The organism is Amycolatopsis jiangsuensis, assembly GCF_014204865.1.
In the GTDB taxonomy this organism is placed as follows: Bacteria; Actinomycetota; Actinomycetes; order Mycobacteriales; family Pseudonocardiaceae; genus Amycolatopsis; species Amycolatopsis jiangsuensis.
Genome location: NZ_JACHMG010000001.1, coordinates 6,821,476 through 6,840,990 on the forward strand (window position 1 = coordinate 6,821,476; position 19,515 = coordinate 6,840,990).

Consider the following 19,515-nt stretch of genomic DNA (forward strand, 5'->3'; position numbering starts at 1 on the left):
TCCGTCGGGAACGACATGAATCGGCCCCTACCGCGTTCGCGCTGGTAGGGGCCGCTCTGGCGTTCCCATCCTTGACGTGCCCTCGGCAGGATTAGCCGAGGATGGGAACGGGGCTGGCCAGGGGGTTTCGCTGGCAAGTTGGTGGTCGAGGCGAGTTTCGCGTTCCCGGACTCGGATCGGGGGGGGGGGGGGCGGTCATGAGCGCCAGTTTGAGGACCGTCGCTCGGTTTGTCACATAACGATGGGTCTGGTCGTCGGGCTCACGTTTCTTTTTGGGTTCGGCAACGTGTTGAACTTGGCGTTGAAGCTGCAGGTGCCGGTGTTCGTGGCGCCACTGGTGGCGCCTGCCGTTGACCTGACGGTCCTCGGGTTGCTTGGTTGGTACCCGGCACCTGGCCCTGTCTGGCGCCGGTGACGAGGAGTTGCGTCCGGCTCGGCACCTGCTGCTCGCAGCGAGTGTGGTGACGCTGCTGCTGAATGTGGCGGATCCGGTTTGCCCGGGTTTGTGGGGTAAGGCTGCGTTCGACTCGGTTGGTCCGCTCCTTCTGATCGGATGGGCTGAGAAGGCGGCGGAATTGCGTCGGATGCATCATTCGACACGGTCGATGGCGCGCTCGACCTGCCTGGTCAACGTGGCAAGGCGTCATCGAGGACCACAGCAAGTTGTAGTTTTCTGCCCGCCCAAGCCATGCGCGACCCGGCCGTCCGGTTTCGCGGAGATCGGCGGCGGGGTGACGACGATCGTCACCCCGCCGCGATCCCGAAGAATCCGGTTCCTCAGCCCCAGACACCTGCGGCAGCTGCCTCGCGCGCGTATTCCGTGAAGTCCTTCGGCGCCCGGCCAAGTACCCGTTCCACATCGCCTGACGGCTCCTCGACCAGGTCTGCGGATTCGGCCATGGTGGCGGCAACCTCCTTATCCAGCCCCAAAGTCACCATCCGCTCGGCATACTGGGGCACGGTGAGCTCGGTGTACTCGATCCGGCGCCCCAGCGCCTTCCCGATCTCTTTCGCCGCCTGCGCGAACGTCAGCGCGCGAGGCCCGTTCAGGTAGTACTCCTCGCCCACATGGCCATCGTCCAACAGCGCGGCGACAGCCACGTCGGCGATGTCGCCGGCATCGATGAAGGCAAACGCCGAATCACCGTACGAGGTCGCCATGACACCGCTCCGGATCTCCTCGCGGAACTTCTGGATGTAGTCATCGCTGAAGTTCTGGTTAAACCAGCTTGGAGTGACGGTCGTCCACTCCATCCCGGACTCTCGCAGCGCGCTTCCGACGGCGGAATCGGATGGCCAGATGTTGAGCAGCACGAATCGCCGCACGCCCGCGGCGGCCGCGACTCGAATGAACTCACTGACGACCTCCTGTTCCTCGTCCGCGCCCAGTCCCGGGTACACCGCGTAGAGCCGATCGACTCCCCGAAGAACATCGGGCCAAGTGGTCGAGTCGTCCCACGAGAAGAGCGGCTCCGAGCGACGCGAGGCGCTACGGGCGGCGACGCCTGCCCGCTCCAGTCGTTCCATCACCCGTCGGCCAGTCTTGCCGGTCCCTCCCACCACGAGGGTCTCACCGGTCCGCGCTGCCTGATTCATCTGCGTCCTTTCGCTTTGGCGACGGCGGCATGGCGTCTGATGTGAACGCCATACCAAAACTGTACACTGTTCAGTAACTGAGCATCGTACAATAACAGTAGACTGTTCTACATCCCGCAACCGGGGACGTCGAGTACTGGAGAGGTGCACGTGCACGACACGGCCGTGGAGACCAGACGGGAGAGGCTGCGTCGGAGCACGACGGCGGAGATCAAGGAGATCGCTCTGCGTCTCCTCGTCGAAGGAGGTCCGTCGGCGCTGACGCTCCGTGCGGTCGCGCGTCAGATCGGCATGGCTCCCAACGCCCTGTACGGGTACTTCGCCTCCCGTGACGACCTGGTCGTCGCCCTCCGGGATGATCAGTACGCGGCTCTCGCGCAGGCCGCCCGCGACGGCCGGGACGTCGCCGCAGCACAGGGTGTCGATGGCCGGCTGCGCGCCTGGGCGCACGCGGTGCGCGAGTGGGCGCTGGAGAACCCGACCGGCTGGCACCTGATCTTTGACGGTCCGACCGGCGGTCACCGCTCGGCACCGTGCCCCACCCCTCCGGATGGGGACTTCGACATGTGCATGCCGCTGCTCGAGTTCGCGGAGGCCACCCTGCCGCATTCCCAGCTCATTGCCGCCTCGACCGCGTACCGGTGGTCCGACTTCGACGACGCGCTGACCGAGCGCGTGCGGGCCGCGCTGCCCGATCTGCCCCCGGAGGGCATCGCCTTGGGACTCCGGATCTGGGCGCGACTGCACGGTCTGGTCGCCTTCGAACTCGACGGACGCCTCCGGGCACCCTCGACCGTCGCCGCGGCCATTTATGACGACGAGATCACATACCTCCTGCGGTCCGCCGCAGCCGATGAGATGGACAATCCGCCCGAGGATCGATCCGAGGAGCGCTAGTAGTGCTTTGTTAGGTGCTGTTGGGTGGGGGTTTTGTTGGGCTGGTTCGGGTCGGGATGGGTTGTTGGCAGGTGTGGCAGGTGCCGGTCCAGGCGGCGAGCAGGTTCTGGAGTTCGCGCAGGACTGCGTAGAGGGTCGGGCCTGCGCAGGGGCTTTTGGGGTGCGGCGGAGCTGGGTGCAGATGGCCTGGGTGACGGCGGCGAGGGTGACGTGGCGGTGCCAGCCGAGCCAGGAGCGGCCTTCGAAGTGATCCAGGCCGAGGTCGTCTTTGAGTTCGCGGTAGTCGTGTTCGATGCGCCAGCGGATCTTCGCCAGCCGCACCAGATCCCGCAGCTTCGTGTCGGCAGGGTGGAGAGCCAGTAGTCGGTGGGTGCGGGTTCCCCTGGCGGCCATTCGGCCAGCAGCCAGCATTCGGGCAGGCTGCCGTCGCTGCCGCGGGGGATGGTGCGGTTTGCCGGGCGGACCCGCAGGGCAAGGAACCGTGATCGCATGCTCGTAGTCGGATTGTCCGCCGTCTTGCGTGAGCCGTGGCGCCAGAGGACGTATCGGCCTGCTGATCGCCCGGCCGCCATGACCAGGCTCTTCAGGTCCTGTGGCGGGTCGGGGAAGCGCGGCTGCGGCGGTCGTCCGGTCCCCTTCCGCGCCGGGGTCACCGGCACCGCTTCGGCGGGGTGCGTGGTCGCGGTCGGGCTGACGGCGAGGGCGTAGGTCAGGCCGCGTTCGGTCAGGCCGAGCCGGAACTCGGTGGCGTCGCCGTAGCCGGCGTCGGCTACCACCGGCCGTGGCGGCAGCCCCCACTCGGTGGTGGTCTCGTCGAGCATGTCCAGCGCCAGCCGCCACTCTCCCGATGCCGCAGCTCGTCCGGGATCGCACTGCGGGCCCGCCGGGCCTTGATCTGGGCCACGGTCTTGTCCTCGACGGCTTTGGCGTCGTCCCAGGACTCGGGCAGGAACAGCCGCCAGTCGATCGCGGCCGAGGCCCAGTCGGTGACCGCGTGCACGCTCACCCCGATCTGGCAGTTCCCGGTCTTGCCCAGCGCACCGCAGTACATCCGCGCCACACCAGGGGAATCCTTGCCGTCTTTGGGAAAGCCGGTGTCATCGATCACCAGTGCATCCGGGTTGACGAACTCACCAGCCCATCCGGCCAGGCGTCGCCGGACCTCGACGTGGTCCCAGGTCGAGGTGGTGACGAACTGCTGTAGCTACTGGTGATCGACACCGAGCCGCTGCGCCATCGGCTGCATCGACTTACGTTTGCCGTCCAGCATCAGCCCGCGCAGATACAGCTCACCTTTCGCCCGCTGATCACGCCGCGCGAACCCACCGAACATCCGCGCAGCGAACTGTTCGATCACCGGACGAACCTCATCCATCTCCTCCGGAAGCACCCGCACAGGAGATCACAGCGACACCGGGAGCTTCTGGATTCGCGAAGACGCGATCGTCGACAAGCTCCGCCGAAGCCTGCTCGACAGCACAGTCCGAGACCTCGGCGCCGCCCAACGGGAACGAAAACAACGCATCGCTGCCCTACGGCGCGAGATCGACGACACCACCCGGATGATCAAAAATCTTGTCCGCAACTTCTCCCGTATCGACACACCGACCGAGGACTTCGTCCGAGACATCAACGAGGAACGCGCTGAACTGCACCAACGCAAGACCCAACTCGAAGCCCAGCTCGCCGAAGCCGACGAGGCCAACCAGCAGGCACCCAAACCCGACCTTCTCGACACCCTGCCCATGGGCGAAGTCCGGATCGACGAACTACCCGAAGACACCGCACGGCGACTGTTCGAGGCTCTCCGGCTCGAACTCCGCTACCACAAGGACACCAACCAGATCAAGTGCGCGGTCACCCTGGCCGGAACAACGCTGCCGGCGACGCGTCACGCCTCCCAAGAAGCCGTCATCCTGCCGTTCGACCGAGAGCAGCGGCTTGACCAGCGGAAACACAACAACGAGAACAAGGAGGGTGTCATGTCTAGCACCTCTCCCGTTCCCATCCTTATGGTGCCCTCGGCAGGATTCGAACCTGCGACACCTGCCTCCGGAGGGCAGTGCTCTATCCCCTGAGCTACGAGGGCTTGCCGCGTTGGCGACTGGGGAAGCTTAGCGCACGCCGTCGTCGGGGGTCGCAGCGGAGGGGGCTTCGGGCATGGCCCGGGGGGCCGATGCGCGCTAGCGTCGATCTTGGATCAACCGGAGGGAGACTGTGGTGAGTGCGGAGCCGTTCCAGGTCAGGGTTGCCGAGTCCGAGGTCGCGGATCTTCGGGAGCGGTTGCGGCGGACCCGGTGGCCGGAGGCGGAGACGGTGCGGGACTGGTCGCAGGGGGTTCCGCTGGAGTACGCGCGGGAGCTGTGCCGCGGCTGGGCCGAGGACTACGACTTCGGGTTCGCGGCGCGGCTCAACGCCTTCCCGCAGTTCCGCGACACTGTCGACGGGCTCGGGATCCACTTTCTGCACGTCCGCTCGCCCGAGCCGGACGCGTTCCCGCTGGTGATCACGCACGGCTGGCCCGGTTCGGTGCTGGAGTTCCTCGACGTGCTCGGGCCGCTCACCGATCCGCGGGCGCATGGCGGGGACCCGGCCGACGCGTTCCACGTCGTCGCGCCCTCGCTGCCCGGCTACGGCTGGAGTGACAAGCCCGCCGAGGCCGGCTGGGGAGTGGGCCGCATCGCGCGGGCCTGGGACCGGCTGATGGTCTCGCTCGGCTACGAGCGTTACGGCGCCCAGGGTGGCGACTGGGGTTCGGCGGTCACCGGCGCGATCGGCGAGGTCGCGCCGGAGCGGGTGGCCGGCGTGCACGTCAACATGGCTTCGGTGCAGTCGGCGCTCTTCGAGGATGCGACGCCGGAGGAGCTCGCCGCGGCGGAAGCGGCGAAGGAGTTCGCCCGCACCGGACGCGGCTACTCGGGCCAGCAGTCCACCCGGCCGCAGACGCTCGGCTACGGCCTCACCGACTCTCCCGCGGGCCAGGCGGCCTGGATCGCGGAGAAGTTCTGGGCCTGGACGGACAACAACGGGCATCCGGAGGACGCGCTGTCCCGGCAGCAGATCCTCGACGCGATTTCGGTGTACTGGTTCACCGCTTCGGCGACGTCGTCGGCCCGGCTGTACTGGGAGAGCTTCGGCGCCTTCCGCAGCAGCACTGTGTCCGCGCCGTCCGGAATTTCCTTGTATCCGCGGGAGATCAGCCGCCCTTCGCGGCGCGAGGCCGAACAGCGCTACACCGACCTGCGCTGGTACGAGCAGATGCCGCGCGGCGGGCACTTCGCGGCCATGGAACAGCCGGAGTCGCTGGTGGCGCAGATCCGCGGCTTCTTCCGGCTCGTGCGCTGAACTCTCCCACCCTGCGGGAAACCCGCCCGCGGGGGATGGGCCCGCACCCGGCCAGGTGGTAGAAGTGAACTAAGGCTACCCTGTATTGCACATATGCGCATCTGACTATATGTTGCTGTGGGGTACGGATCGGTCCGCGCTGCGTGACGGGAGGCGAGCATGGGACACGGCCACGGTCACGGCCATGCCGCCGCTCCGGCGAGCGCCTCCGGACGGTACGTCCGGGCACTGCTGGTCGCCCTCCTGGTCGGTGCGGGCTTCATGGTGCTGGAGTTCGTGGTGGGGTTCACCACCGGCTCGCTGGCCCTGGTGTCCGACGCGGCGCACATGTTCACCGACGTGCTCGGCGTCGGGATGGCGCTCACCGCGATCATCCTCGCGCGCCGCAGCGGCCCGACGTTCAGCCGCACGTTCGGCATGTACCGCGCCGAGGTGCTCGCCGCGCTGGCCAATGCCGTCCTGCTGTTCGGGGTCGCCGGCTACGTGGTGGTGGAGGCGATCGGCCGGATCACCGACCCGCCGGAGGTGCCAGGGCTGCCGGTGCTGCTCGCGGCGGCGGCCGGGCTGGCCGCGAACGTCGTGTCGTTCGCCGTGCTCCGCTCCGGCGCGCGGGAGAGCCTGAACGTCCGGGGCGCCTACCTCGAAGTGCTTTCCGACCTGATCGGTTCGTTCGGGGTGCTGGTGAGCGGTGCGGTCACGCTGACGACGGGCTGGCGGTACGCGGACCCGATCATCGGTGTCGCGATCGGGCTGTTCGTGCTGCCGCGCACGTGGACGCTCGCGCGTCGCGCGCTGCGGATCCTGTTCCAGCACGCGCCTGCCGGCGTCGACGTGTCCGAGATCAGCACGGAGCTGGCCGCGCTGCCGGGGGTCTCCGACGTGCACGACCTGCACGTCTGGACCCTGACCTCCGGGATGGAGGTGGCCTCGGCGCATCTGACGGTGACGGGGGAGGACGAGCAGACCGCGGTGCTCACCAGGGCGCAGGACCTGCTGGCCACGCGGTACTCGATCAACCACGCCACGTTGCAGGTCGAAGCTCCGCAGTGCGCCCGCCGGTGCGCCGAGCTGTCCTGGTAGACCGGAAACATGCGCAAGGACTTCGACCCCGCGGAGATCGCCCCGTCCGCCTTCTACCGGCTGCTGACCGCAGGCGTCGTACCGCGTCCGATCGCCTGGGTGTCCAGCACGTCCGAGTCCGGCGTGGACAATCTGGCGCCGCACTCGTTCTTCACGGTCGCCTCGGCCGCGCCCGCGGTACTGCAGTTCACCTCGGTGGGACGCAAGGACACCCTGCGCAACGTCGAGGCGACCGGCCAGTTCGTGGTCAACCTGGCGTCCGAGGAACTGTTCGAGCAGGTCAACGACACCGGGACGGATTTCCCGCCGGAGCTCAGCGAGTTCGACGAGGCCGGGCTCACCCGGGAGCCGAGCCTGCGGGTACGTCCGCCGCGGGTCGCCGAGTCACCGGTGTCGTTCGAATGCGAACTGCACAGCACCGTCGGGTTCGGCGCCTCCACGGTGGTGTTCGGCCGGGTCGTGCATCTGGCGGTGGCCGAAGACGTCCTCGACGGCGACCACCCGCTGATCGACCGGCTGCGTCCGCTCGCCCGCCTCGGCCGCGACGAATGGTCCACCCTCGGCGACGTCCGCAGGATCTCCCGCAACCGCTACGCCGACCGCGCCCGCTGACCCGGTGGCGCGTCCGTGAGGGCCCCCTGCAGGGAAACTGGATGCCCTGAAGGCCACCTTCACAGACGGCCTTCACGGACGTCACGCGGCCGGCGCGGTCAGGCGGCGGGCAGCGGCTGCGCGCCCCGGGCCTGGAGCATCTGCTTCATCTGCTCCATCTCCGCGCCCTGCGAGGTCAGGATGCTCCGGCACAGTGCCTTCACCGCGGGGAGATTCGTGTGCTGCTGGGCGTATTCGGCCATCGGCACCCCTCCCTGGTGATGGCGGAGCATCAGCTGCAGGAAGAACACGTCGAGCGACTTCCCGCTCAGCGTCCGCAGCTTCGCCAGCTCGGCGTCGGTGGCCATCCCGGGCATCACGGCGCCGGAGGCGGCCTGCGTACCGCCGGACATCTGCATGCCGCCGTGTCCGCCCGGCGCGCTCATCCAGGACATCAGCGGTCCGGTGGACTGCTCCGGCTGGTCCCACAGCATGAGCCAGCCCTTCATCCGGCCGACCTGGTCGGTCTGCGTGCTCGCGATGTCGAACGCGAGCTGCCGGATCTCCGGGTCGTCGGTGTGGTCGCGCGCCCAGTTGGCCATGGTGACCGCCTGCAGGTGGTGCACCGACATGTCCTGCGCGAACCCGACCTCGACCGAACCGGTGCCCGGGCTCGCCGCGGTTTCCTCCCCGCCGGACAGCCGCGCGGCGAGCAGGCCGATCGCGAAGCCGACCAGCAGCACCGCCACCAGCGTTCCGCCGATGATCACCCAGCGCGACCAGGCCGGCCGTTCTGCCGGTTCGGCAGGGTCCGGTTCGGTGCTCGTCATCGGATCACTGCCCGCCCGGCATACCGGTCTGCTCGTTGGCGGCCCCGGTGCTGCCCTTGTAGTCCATCGGTTTCGCGTCCGGGCCCGGCTTGCTCGGGTCGAACGGCGGCGGGTTGGCCGGGTCGAACTGGCCGGGGCCGAGCGCGTCGCAGGACGCGCCGATCTCCGGGTACACGCCGTTCGGGTTCGTCCGGAGCGCGGCGATGAACTGGTCGATGCGCGGGTCGTCGGCCTTGTCCAGCTTCAGCTGGTGCCCCCAGGACTGCAGGGAGATCGGCTTGTCCAGACCGGGATAGGGCGACATCATCGTGTAGGGCTTGCCCTTGACCCTGGCCGAGAGCTGGGCCAGCTCGTCGCCCTTGACCTGGTCCGGGTTGTAGGCGATCCACACCGTGCCGTGCTCGAGCGCGTGCACCATGTTCTCGTTGCGCACCGCGGTCGGGTACACCACGCCGGTGCACGAGGCCCAGTAACCGTCGTGCGGTCCGCCGAAGGGCGGACTCTGGTCGTAGGCCACCCGCTCGGTGGGCAGGATGTGCACCGAACCGGCGTACTGCTTGGTGACCACGCCCGGGATCTTCTTGGACGGGTCCGGATTGCTCGCCGACGGCGCGAACGCGGCGGCCGCCTCGTCCCGCGACTTCTGCTCCCGCTGCGGTGCCGACTTCACCAGGTAGTAGGTGACGACGCCGGCCAGGAGGCAGACCACCACGACCACGCCGATGATGGTGCCCCAGGGCGTGTGCTTCTGGGTGACGACGGAACGGCCGCGGGCCGCTTTCACCGCCCCCTTGCCGGAGGCGCCCTTCTTCCTGGTTGTCCCGTTCGCCATGGTTCCCGCGATCTCCTCGTGAGTGCTGGAGAGACCCGGACGGGCCTGCCGGGGGCCCAGTGTAGAGACCGGACGTCGGATCACCGTGAACACCCGGTGAGCCGTCCGGCGGCGCGGGCGGGGCGGGCCGGTGTGCGCGCGGTCTCCCCTGGCCGGACCGCCGGAGCCCGCGCGCGCGGGCGCACCTAGAATCCGGCGAGTGACTCCCGCCGCTCTCGCCGCTCTCGTCCGCAGCTCCGCCGTGCAGGTCCTCACCGCACGGGGTGCCGACGAAGCCGTGCTCCCGGACCAGGTGACCATCGAACGGCCGCGCAATCCGGAACACGGCGACTACGCGACCAACCTGGCGCTGCAGGTGGCGAAGAAGGCCGGGCTGCAGCCGCGGGAGTTCGCCGAGGCGCTGGCCGAGGTCGTCGCCGGGGCGGACGGCGTGGCCGCGGCCGAGGTGGCCGGCCCCGGCTTCCTGAACTTCCGGCTGGCCGCGGACGCCCAGGGCGAGGTCGTGCGCCAGGTGCACGCCGCGGGCGAGGCCTACGGCCGCGGCGACGCGCTCGCCGGACGCCGGATCAACCTGGAGTTCGTCTCCGCCAACCCGACCGGCCCGATCCACCTCGGCGGCACCCGCTGGGCCGCGGTCGGCGACGCGCTCGGCCGGGTGCTCGCCGCGCAGGGCGCCGACGTCACCCGCGAGTATTACTTCAACGACGCGGGCGCGCAGATCGACCGGTTCGTGCGGTCGCTGGTCGCCGCCGCGAAGGGGGAACCCGCTCCGGAGGACGGCTACGCCGGCGCGTACATCACCGACATCGCGGCCGAGGTGCTCAAGGCCGAGCCGAGTGCGCTGTCGCTGGCGGAGGACAAGCGGCACGAGACTTTCCGGCGGGTCGGCATCGAGCTGATGTTCAGCCAGATCAAGCAGAGCCTGCACGAGTTCGGCACCGATTTCGACGTGTACTTCCACGAGAACTCGCTGCACGAATCCGGTGCCGTGGACGCGGCGGTGGCCCAGCTCAAGGACTCCGGCAACCTCTACTTCGCCGACGGCGCCTGGTGGCTGCGTTCCAGCGAGTACGGCGACGACAAGGACCGCGTGGTCCTCAAGAAGGACGGCGACCCGGCCTACATCGCCGGCGATCTGGCCTACTTCAAGGACAAGCGCAACCGCGGGTTCGACCTGTGCATCTACATGCTCGGCGCGGACCACCACGGCTACATCGCGCGGCTCAAGGCGGCGGCCGCGGCGTTCGGCGACGACCCCGGCACCGTGGAGGTGCTGATCGGCCAGATGGTGAACCTGGTCAGCGAGGGCAGGCCGGTGCGGATGTCCAAGCGCGCGGGCACGGTGATCACGATCGAGGACCTCGTCGAGGCGGTCGGCGTGGACCCGGCGCGCTACGAGCTGATCCGCTACTCCGTCGACTCCACCCTGGACGTCGACCTCGACCTGCTGCGCAAGCACTCCAACGACAACCCGGTGTACTACGTGCAGTACGCGCACGCCCGGCTGTCGTCCTTGCAGCGCGGCGCGGCGGAACTCGGCATCACGTCCACAGTGTCCGATGCGACTGTCGACTTCGGACTGCTGACCCTGCCCGCCGAGGGCGACCTGATCCGCACCCTCGGGGAGTTCCCCGCGGTGACGCGCCGGGCCGCGGAGATGCGTGAACCGCATCGGGTGGCCCGCTACCTCGAAGAACTCGCCGGCGCCTACCACAAGTTCTACACCGTCGGCCGGGTCCTTCCGCAGGGCGACGAGGAGGCCACCCCCCTCACGTACGCCCGGCTCGCCCTGTGCGAGGCCGTCCGCCAGGTGCTGGCGAACGGCCTGTCGCTGCTCGGTGTCTCAGCTCCGGAACGGATGTAACCATGGCGCACCCCGCGGGACCCCGCCACGCCGACGTCTACCCCCATGCCGACGCCTCCGGGTTCCCGCCCGCGAGTGCCGGCGAACTCGACCAGCTGCCCGCGAAAGTGTGGCCGCGCAACGTCTATCGCGCCGCCGACGGCGTCGTCCGGATTGCCGGCGTGGACGTGCGCGACCTCGCCGAGACCTACGGCACCCCGCTGTTCGTGGTCGACGAAGCGGACTTCAAGTCCCGCTGCGCCGACTACGCGGAGGCCTTCGACGATCCGGCGCTGGTGCACTACGCGTCGAAAGCCTTCCTCTCCATCGAGATCGCCCGCTGGGTGGCCGAACAGGGGCTGAGCCTCGACGTGTGCAGTGGCGGCGAGCTCGCCGTGGCCCAGCGCGCGGACTTCCCGCCGGAGCGGATCACGTTGCACGGCAACAACAAATCCGTCGCCGAACTGGAGGCCGCGGTCGTGGCCGGCGTCGGCACGGTGGTCGTGGACTCGTACTACGAGATCGCCCGGCTGGCCGAGATCGCCGCCCGGCGCGAGGTCGAGCAGAAGGTGCTCGTGCGGGTGACCGTCGGCGTCGAGGCGCACACCCACGAGTTCATCGCGACCGCCCACGAGGACCAGAAGTTCGGCTTCTCGCTGGCCTCCGGGGACGCCGCGGAGGCGGTGCGCCGGGTGCTCAACGCCTCGTCGCTGCGGCTGGTCGGCCTGCACAGCCACATCGGCTCGCAGATCTTCGACGCGGACGGCTTCGAGGTCGCCGCGCGCCGGGTGGTCGGGCTGATCGCCGACCTGGCCAAGGAACACGGCCGTGACCTGCTGGACCAGCTGACCCTGATCGACCTCGGCGGCGGGTTCGGCATCGCCTACACCGAGAAGGACAACCCGCCCCCGCCGGCGCAGATGATCACGCAGATCCGCGAGATCGTCCGCAAGGAATGCTCGTACGCCGACCTGCCGGTGCCGCGCATCGCGGGGGAGCCGGGCCGCGCGATCGCCGGGCCCGGCACGTTCACCCTGTACGAGGTCGGTACCACCAAGGACGTCGCGCTCGGTGACGACACCGCCCGCCGGTACGTCAGCGTGGACGGCGGGATGAGCGACAACATCCGGACCGCGCTCTACGACGCGGTGTACGACTGCCGGGTGGTTTCCCGTTCGGCCGCCGACGGGAACGAGCCGGTGCTGCCCAGGTTGTCCCGGGTCGTGGGAAAACACTGTGAATCCGGTGACATCGTGGTCCGGGACTGCTGGCTTCCCGACACGCTGGCTCCCGGCGACCTGCTGGCCGTCGCGGCGACCGGTGCCTACTGCTATTCGATGGCGAGCACGTACAACCGGCAGCCGCGACCGGCGGTGGTGGCCGTGCGCAACGGCAGCGCCCGGATGCTGCTGCGGCGGGAGACGACGGACGACATGCTGCGCCTGGAGGTGTGAGGAGTGCCCACTGAGTCCTCCGGGACCACTTCGCCGTTCGACAGCACGGGGACCACTGTGCCTGCCGGAACCGCGGGGTCCCCGCGGAACGACGGGCCCGTGGCCGGTCGCCCGCTGCGGGTCGCCCTGCTCGGCTGCGGCACGGTCGGCAGCGAGGTCGCCCGGCTGCTCGGCGAGCAGGCCGCGGAGCTGGCCGCGCGGGCCGGGACCCCGGTCGAGCTGGCCGGGATCGCGGTACGCCGCCCGGACAAGCATCCCGAGCTGCCCCCCGGTCTGCTGACCGAGGACGCGGCCGGCCTCGTCGTCCGCGACGACGTCGACGTGGTGGTCGAGCTGGTCGGTGGCATCGAACCGGTGCGCGGCTGGCTGCTCGCCGCGTTGAACGCCGGAAAGTCCGTGGTCACCGCGAACAAGGCGTTGCTGGCCGAGCATTCGGCGCAGCTGTTCGAAGCGGCCGACGCGGCCGGTGCGGACCTGTACTTCGAGGCCGCCGTGGCCGGGGCCATCCCGCTGCTGCGCCCGCTGCGCGAATCGCTGGCCGGCGACCGGATCACCCGCGTGATGGGGATCGTCAACGGCACCACCAACTACATCCTCTCCGCGATGGACGCGACCGGCGCCGGGTACGCGGAAACGCTCGACGAGGCGAGCCGGCTCGGATACGCCGAGGCGGACCCCACGGCCGACGTCGACGGCTACGACGCGGCGTCGAAGGCGGCCATCCTGGCCTCGCTGGCGTTCCACACCCGGGTCACCGCGTCGGAGGTGCACCGCGAGGGCATCGGCGCGGTGACCGCGTCCGATCTGGTCGCGGCCCGGGTGCTGGGTCGCACGGTGAAGCTGCTGGCCATCTGCGAACGGGTCATCGACGACGACGGCGCGGAGTCGGTCTCCGCACGCGTGCACCCGGTGATGATTCCGCGCGGCCACCAGCTCGCCGGGGTGGGTGGCGCGTTCAACGCCGTCTACGTCGAGGCGGACGCGGCCGGTGAGCTGATGTTCTACGGCCAGGGCGCCGGTGGCTCGCCGACCGCCAGCGCGGTGCTCGGCGACCTCGTCGCGGTGGCCCGCAACCGGGTCGCCGGCGGCCGTGGCCCGCGGGAGTCCGCGCACGCCGCCCTGCCGGTCCGGCCGATGGGCCAGACCCCGACGCGTTACCACGTGAGCCTGGACGTGGCCGACCGCGCCGGGGTGCTCGCCCAGGTGGCGCAGGCGTTCGCCGAGCACGGGGTGAGCATCGCCGCGGTGCGCCAGCGCGACGCGAACGACACCGCGAGCCTGGTCGTGGTCACCCATCTGGCGCCGGACGCGGCACTGCAGTCCACTGTGGACGAGATCGCGAAACTCGACGTGGTGCACGAAGTCGTCAGCGTGATGCGCGTGGAAGGCGAAGACCAGTGAGCCTCGTGGGTGGCAGGGCCGGTTCTCACCGGCTTCGCCACTCACGAGGCTGTTACCCGGATGTGGGTGGAGACCAATGAGTGCCTGGCCCGGAATCATCGAGGCGTACCGCGAGCGGATCCCGGTGCCGGACGGCGCCAGGGTGGTGACCCTCGGCGAGGGCAACACGCCGCTGCTGCCCGCTCCGCACCTGTCCGAGCTGACCGGCTGCACGGTGTACCTGAAGGTCGAGGGCGCCAACCCGACCGGCTCGTTCAAGGACCGCGGCATGACCGTGGCCATCACGCACGCACTGGCCAGCGGGCTCAAGGCGGTGATCTGCGCGTCCACCGGCAACACCTCCGCCTCGGCCGCCGCCTATGCCGCGCGTGCCGGACTGACCTGCGCGGTACTCGTGCCGCAGGGCAAGATCGCGATGGGCAAACTTGCCCAGGCGGTCCTGCACGGCGCCCGCATCCTGCAGGTCGACGGCAACTTCGACGACTGCCTGGAACTCGCCCGCAAGACCGCCGCGGACTACCCGGTCACGCTCGTCAACTCGGTCAACCCGGTGCGCATCGCCGGCCAGAAGACGGCCGCGTTCGAGATCTGCGACGCGCTCGGCACGGCGCCGGACGTGCACTGCCTCCCGGTGGGCAACGCGGGCAACATCACCGCCTACTGGGCCGGGTATTCGGAGTACGCGGCGGACGGTGTGGTGAAGAACACGCCCCGGATGTTCGGCTTCCAGGCGGCGGGCGCGGCCCCGCTCGTACGGGGCGAACCGGTCACCGACCCGGACACCGTCGCCACCGCGATCCGGATCGGCAGCCCCGCGTCGTGGGCCGGTGCGGTCGCCGCCAAAGCGGCCTCCGACGGGCTTTTCGAGGCGATCACCGACGAGAAGATCCTGGCCGCCTACCGGCTGCTGGCCAGCCGCGAGGGCGTGTTCGTGGAGCCCGCCTCGGCGACCAGCGTCGCCGGCCTGCTCGCCACCGTCGCGGACGGCCGGCTGCCGAAGGGCGCCACGGTCGTCTGCACGGTCACCGGCCACGGCCTGAAGGACCCCGCCACGGCGCTGGAAGGCAACGTCGAGGTGGAGCCGCTCGCAGTGGACCCGACCGCCGTGGCGGCGGCACTGGACCTGCGATGACGGTGCACGATGCCGCCTCGGCGGGAAAGCGTGCGTCGGCGGTGCACGATGCCGCCGGCCGTGGCGCTGGGCCGGGAGACGTGTTCCGCGCCAAGGTGCCCGCCTCGACGGCGAACCTCGGTCCCGGTTTCGACACGCTCGGCCTCGCGCTGGCCTGTTACGACGAGGTGGAGCTGCAGGTCACCGAGAGCGGCCTCAAGATCGAAGTGCTCGACGCCGGTGCGGGCGGGGTGGCCGACGTGCCGACCGACGAAACCCACCTGGTGGTCCGTGCACTCCGGCGGGCCTGCGACCACCTGGACGTGCGGCCGCCGGGGCTGCACCTGCGCTGCCACAACGCCATCCCGCACGCCCGCGGGCTCGGCTCGTCGGCAGCCGCGGTGGTGTCCGGGGTCGCGCTGGGTTACGCGCTGGCCGGACGCCCGCTCGACGACACCGCGCTGCAGCTGGCCGCGGAGTTCGAAGGACACGCCGACAACGCCGCGGCGAGCCTGTTCGGCGGCCTGGTGGTGGCGTGGTGCGAGGACGGCCGGTTCCGCGCCGAACGGGTCACTCCGAACGAGCGGATCCGCCCCGTGGTGGCGATTCCCGCGGACCGCTCGTCCACCGACGCCACCCGCGGCCTGCTCCCGCAGCACATCCCGCACACGGACGCGGCACACAGCGCGGGCCGCACGGCGCTCACCGTGCTCGCCATGACCGAGCGTCCCGGTCTCCTGCTCGCCGCCACCGAAGACCGGCTGCACCAGGAATACCGCGCCGAGGCGTACCCGGCCAGTTCCGCGCTGGTGCGCACGCTGCGTGCCCGCGGCGTCGCGGCCACCATCTCCGGTGCCGGTCCGACCGTGCTCGCGCTCACGTTGTCGGGAATACTGCCCCCCGACGTGGACGTTGACGGTTTCGAGGTCGCCGAGCTGGGTGTCGATCGAGCAGGTGTGCAGGTCGGAACCCGGTGACGCGGGCCACGGCAGCGTGCGCCACGCGGGGGGTGGTTGTTGCACCCGGCCTGGGTGCGGTCTACCCTCGGGGGCGTTCGATCACCGTGCGTTTCCGCACCCGGTGCGGGTCTCCGCTCCTCGAGAGTCCCGGAGTCCGCAACCTTCGTCGATCCGCCGCTCCGCACCGCCTGGCACGCGGGAAGCGGGACGCGAGGCGGGTTTCCGGTTTCGGCGGTGCCGAATTCCGCTTCCTCCCTCCGGAGGAGGCAAACACCCTGTGCTGGCAGCGCTTCGCTGTGTTTCCCGCGGCGCAGCGCAACCCGCCCGCATCGGAGGCAGAAGCCGTCTCTCGCGATTCGGAAGCGAACGGCGGCAGCCCGCTGATCCACCTGGAGGCGTGGATCGGTCAGGAAGGACATGTGTGAGCAACACCGATCTGTTGAGCGGCGACGTGGAGACCCCCGCCGCGGCCGCTGAGAACAATGGGGCCGCGGCCGCTCCGAAGCGCCGCACCGGGGGCCTGTCCGGGATGGTCATCGCCGAGCTCCGCCAGCTGGCGGGCGAACTGGGTGTGGGCGAGACCACGGGGATGCGCAAGGGTGACCTGATCGCCGCGATCCGCGAGCGCCAGGGCAAGACCAGCCGCAAACGCGCCACCGCGGGTGAGACCCTTCCGCTGGAGGGCGTCGGCGAGGCCGCGCCCCAGGTGGAGAAGCAGGAGAAGCCCGCGCGGACGCCGAAGCCGGCCGCCGAGGCGGAACCGAAGACCGAGCAGCCGCGTGGTCCGCGGACCGGCGACGAGCCGAAGGTCGAGCCACAAGCCGAGACCAAGGCGGACGTCCGGGCCGAAACCAGGTCCGAGGCACCCGCGGAGAAGCCGACGCAGTCCGACGGCCAGTCCGAGGGCCAGCAGCAGGAGGAGGGCGGCCGCAGCCGCCGTCGCCGCGGCGGCTCGAACCGCGGGGACGGCAACCGCGACGGTGGCGGCAACCGCGACGGTGGCGGCAACAACCGGGACGGTGGCAACAACCGTGACCGCGATGGCGGCAACCGCGGGGACGGCAACCGGGACGGTGGCAACAACCGCGACAATCGCGACCGCGACGGCGGCAACCGCGACGGCGGCAACCGGGACGGGAACCGCGACCAGCGTGGCAACCGCAACCAGGACAACCGCCAGCGCGGCAACCAGGACAACCGCCAGGACAACCGCGCGCAGAACGACGACGACGAGGAAGGCGGCCGCCGCGGGCGGCGCTTCCGCGACCGTCGCCGCCGGGGCAGCGGGGGCGGCCGGGGTGAGGGCGGCGCGCCGGACACCGAGATCCGCGAGGACGACGTCCTGCTGCCGGTCGCCGGCATCCTGGACGTGCTGGACAACTACGCGTTCGTGCGCACCTCGGGCTATCTCGCCGGGCCGAACGACGTGTACGTGTCGCTGTCGCTGGTCCGCAAGTTCGGCCTGCGCCGCGGTGACGCGATCACCGGCGTCGTGCGCCAGCCGCGCGAGGGCGAGCAGCAGCGGCAGAAGTTCAACCCGCTGGTGCGTGTCGACTCGATCAACGGGCTGGAGCCGGACGAGGCCAAGCGCCGCCCCGATTTCACCAAGCTCACGCCGCTGTACCCGAACGAGCGGCTGCGCCTGGAGACCGAATCGCACAAGCTGACCACCCGCGTGATCGACCTGATCATGCCGGTCGGCAAGGGCCAGCGTGCGCTGATCGTGTCCCCGCCCAAGGCCGGTAAGACCACGATCATGCAGGACATCGCGAACGCGATCACCACGAACAACCCCGAGGCCCACCTCATGGTCGTGCTGGTCGACGAGCGTCCGGAAGAGGTCACCGACATGCAGCGGTCGGTGAAGGGCGAGGTCATCGCCTCCACCTTCGACCGCCCGCCGTCCGACCACACCTCGGTCGCCGAGCTGTCCATCGAACGGGCCAAGCGGCTCGTCGAAATGGGCCACGACGTGGTCGTGCTGCTCGACTCGATCACCCGCCTGGGCCGGGCCTACAACCTGGCCGCGCCCGCGTCCGGCCGGATCCTCTCCGGTGGTGTCGACTCGACCGCGCTGTACCCGCCGAAGCGTTTCCTGGGTGCCGCGCGCAACATCGAGAACGGCGGCTCGCTGACCATCTTCGCGACGGCGATGGTGGAGACCGGGTCCACGATGGACACGGTGATCTTCGAGGAGTTCAAGGGCACCGGCAACGCCGAGCTCAAGCTGGACCGGAAGATTTCCGAGCGCCGCGTGTTCCCGGCGGTCGACGTCAACCCGTCCGGCACCCGCAAGGAGGAGCTGCTGCTCTCGCCGGACGAGCTGGCGGTCACGCACAAGCTGCACCGGGTGCTGCACGCGCTGGACTCGCAGCAGGCCATCGACCTGCTGATCTCCCGGCTGCGCAAGACGAAGACCAACATCGAGTTCCTGATGCAGGTCTCGAAGACGGCCCTCGGCGGCGGCGAGGACGACTGACCCCACAGGTACACAGCAGGAAGGCCTCTTTCAGGGAAACCTGAAAGAGGCCTTCTCTGCGTTCGGGTTACTGGTGCGGGACGGCGGCCGGGGTCCAGCCGCGGTAGTTGCTGAAGTAGCTCGTGGAGCTGCCGTGGCCGATCTTGCCGCCGACGGCCGTCGCGTAGAACCCGCCGTTGCCGTCCGCGATGCCGACGTGCCCGTACGCGCTGATGTTCCAGTAAACGAACGAACCGGCCGGCGGCTTTCCGCTGGTGTGCTTCGGGCTCGCGCCGTTCCAGTGCGCGTTGGCCGAAGCCCAGACCCCGGTGGTGCCGTAGGAGTTCTCCGCGGCCTTCTCGCAGTAGTGCTCCCAGCCGGTACTGCCCATGTGCGCCTTGTACCAGGCGATGGCACCGGACGCGGTCCCGTCGCCCGCCGCGTCGACACCGGCCTCGGAGAGCACGGAGAACGTGCCCGCGGCGGGGTTGGTGTCGGTGGCAGTGATGGTGCTCGCGTTCGCGGCCGGGGCGACGGCCACCGCGGACGCGGCCAGTGCGGCCACCGCGAGGGGCTTCGCCAGCCGGGCGAGCAGGTCGGTTGTGCGCATGGTCCGGACCTCCTGTCAGTGATTCACGGACCTTCGGAGAATCGCGCCGGAAAGTACAAGAAACGTACAAACCGCAGGTCAGTCATCACCCGCGGTGGTCGCGCCGGGGGAATAGCCGGTCCTCGGGGTGCGTTCCAGCCCATGCCGGTACGTCTGGCACAATGATCCGCTGAAGTCCGGCACCGGTTCACCCCGAACACCGGGGACCCGGGGCCAACGAGAGAGGACACCATGAAGAGCGGTATTCACCCCGAATACGTGACCACCTCCGTCACGTGCAACTGCGGGAACACCTTCAGCACCCGCAGCACCAAGGACTCGGGCCAGATCCACGTCGAGATCTGCTCCAACTGCCACCCCTTCTACACCGGTAAGCAGAAGATCATGGACACCGGTGGCCGGGTCGCCCGGTTCGAGAAGCGCTACGGCAAGCGGCAGAAGAACGACGCCAAGTAGCTCGATCGACGGCGCCCACCCGGACTCCGGGTGGGCGCCGTCTTTCTGTCCG

General features: G+C 69.8%; 15 protein-coding genes, 1 tRNA gene and 1 pseudogene. 11 read left to right on the plus strand and 6 right to left on the minus strand.

Features of this window, described 5'->3' with window-relative positions:
• Positions 1-777 precede the first annotated feature (777 nt).
• Positions 778-1,596 (minus strand): NmrA family NAD(P)-binding protein, encoded by an 819-nt coding sequence (locus BJY18_RS37130; RefSeq protein WP_184784954.1) that lies wholly within the window; start codon positions 1,594-1,596, stop codon positions 778-780.
• A gap of 150 nt (positions 1,597-1,746) precedes the next feature.
• On the opposite strand from BJY18_RS37130, the gene BJY18_RS37135 reads away from it, so the two are divergent.
• Positions 1,747-2,493, plus strand: coding sequence for a TetR/AcrR family transcriptional regulator (locus tag BJY18_RS37135; protein WP_312874127.1), 747 nt, complete (start codon positions 1,747-1,749; stop codon positions 2,491-2,493).
• Between the two features lie 99 nt (positions 2,494-2,592).
• Here BJY18_RS37135 and BJY18_RS38145 read toward each other — a convergent pair.
• A pseudogene (locus tag BJY18_RS38145) lies at positions 2,593-3,868 on the minus strand (IS701 family transposase); the annotation flags it as partial.
• A gap of 638 nt (positions 3,869-4,506) precedes the next feature.
• Positions 4,507-4,582, minus strand: a tRNA-Arg gene (locus BJY18_RS31005).
• A 131-nt stretch (positions 4,583-4,713) separates the two neighbouring features.
• Here BJY18_RS31005 and BJY18_RS31010 point away from each other — a divergent pair.
• From BJY18_RS31010 to BJY18_RS31020, 3 genes are all read left to right on the plus strand, one after another.
• Positions 4,714-5,838, plus strand: coding sequence for an epoxide hydrolase family protein (locus tag BJY18_RS31010; RefSeq protein ID WP_184783424.1), 1,125 nt, complete (start codon positions 4,714-4,716; stop codon positions 5,836-5,838).
• 159 nt (positions 5,839-5,997) lie between these two features.
• A complete protein-coding gene (locus BJY18_RS31015; protein ID WP_184783425.1) occupies positions 5,998-6,918 on the plus strand; it encodes a cation diffusion facilitator family transporter in 921 nt (306 codons plus the stop codon).
• A gap of 9 nt (positions 6,919-6,927) precedes the next feature.
• Positions 6,928-7,530, plus strand: coding sequence for a flavin reductase family protein (locus tag BJY18_RS31020; RefSeq protein ID WP_184783426.1), 603 nt, complete (start codon positions 6,928-6,930; stop codon positions 7,528-7,530).
• A gap of 98 nt (positions 7,531-7,628) precedes the next feature.
• Here BJY18_RS31020 and BJY18_RS31025 read toward each other — a convergent pair whose 3' ends face one another.
• On the minus strand, positions 7,629-8,339 hold the full coding sequence (locus BJY18_RS31025; protein ID WP_184783427.1) for a DUF305 domain-containing protein: 711 nt from the start codon (positions 8,337-8,339) through the stop codon (positions 7,629-7,631).
• A gap of 4 nt (positions 8,340-8,343) precedes the next feature.
• On the minus strand, positions 8,344-9,171 hold the full coding sequence (locus BJY18_RS31030; protein ID WP_184783428.1) for a thioredoxin-like domain-containing protein: 828 nt from the start codon (positions 9,169-9,171) through the stop codon (positions 8,344-8,346).
• A gap of 199 nt (positions 9,172-9,370) precedes the next feature.
• On the opposite strand from BJY18_RS31030, the gene argS reads away from it, so the two are divergent.
• The 6 genes from argS to rho all read left to right on the plus strand — a co-directional run bounded on the left by argS (position 9,371) and on the right by rho (position 18,418).
• Positions 9,371-11,035, plus strand: a complete 1,665-nt coding sequence (gene argS / locus BJY18_RS31035) for an arginine--tRNA ligase (protein WP_184783429.1) — start codon at positions 9,371-9,373, stop codon at positions 11,033-11,035.
• 2 nt (positions 11,036-11,037) lie between these two features.
• Entirely contained in the window at positions 11,038-12,468 is a 1,431-nt protein-coding gene (lysA, locus tag BJY18_RS31040; RefSeq protein WP_184783430.1) for a diaminopimelate decarboxylase, read from the plus strand.
• A gap of 99 nt (positions 12,469-12,567) precedes the next feature.
• Positions 12,568-13,869, plus strand: a complete 1,302-nt coding sequence (locus BJY18_RS31045; RefSeq protein WP_184784956.1) for a homoserine dehydrogenase — start codon at positions 12,568-12,570, stop codon at positions 13,867-13,869.
• A 76-nt stretch (positions 13,870-13,945) separates the two neighbouring features.
• Positions 13,946-15,001, plus strand: a complete 1,056-nt coding sequence (gene thrC / locus BJY18_RS31050; protein WP_184783431.1) for a threonine synthase — start codon at positions 13,946-13,948, stop codon at positions 14,999-15,001.
• On the plus strand, positions 14,998-15,957 hold the full coding sequence (gene thrB / locus BJY18_RS31055) for a homoserine kinase (RefSeq protein WP_184783432.1): 960 nt from the start codon (positions 14,998-15,000) through the stop codon (positions 15,955-15,957). Before thrC ends, thrB begins: the two co-directional genes overlap by 4 nt.
• A gap of 403 nt (positions 15,958-16,360) precedes the next feature.
• Positions 16,361-18,418, plus strand: coding sequence for a transcription termination factor Rho (rho, locus tag BJY18_RS31060; RefSeq protein WP_184783433.1), 2,058 nt, complete (start codon positions 16,361-16,363; stop codon positions 18,416-18,418).
• Positions 18,419-18,485: 67 nt separating this feature from the next.
• Here the strand turns inward: rho and BJY18_RS31065 are convergent, their stop codons facing one another.
• Positions 18,486-19,007 (minus strand): CHAP domain-containing protein, encoded by a 522-nt coding sequence (locus BJY18_RS31065; protein ID WP_184783434.1) that lies wholly within the window; start codon positions 19,005-19,007, stop codon positions 18,486-18,488.
• A gap of 231 nt (positions 19,008-19,238) precedes the next feature.
• On the opposite strand from BJY18_RS31065, the gene rpmE reads away from it, so the two are divergent.
• On the plus strand, positions 19,239-19,463 hold the full coding sequence (gene rpmE, locus BJY18_RS31070; protein WP_184783435.1) for a 50S ribosomal protein L31: 225 nt from the start codon (positions 19,239-19,241) through the stop codon (positions 19,461-19,463).
• The last annotated feature ends 52 nt before the right edge of the window (positions 19,464-19,515 follow it).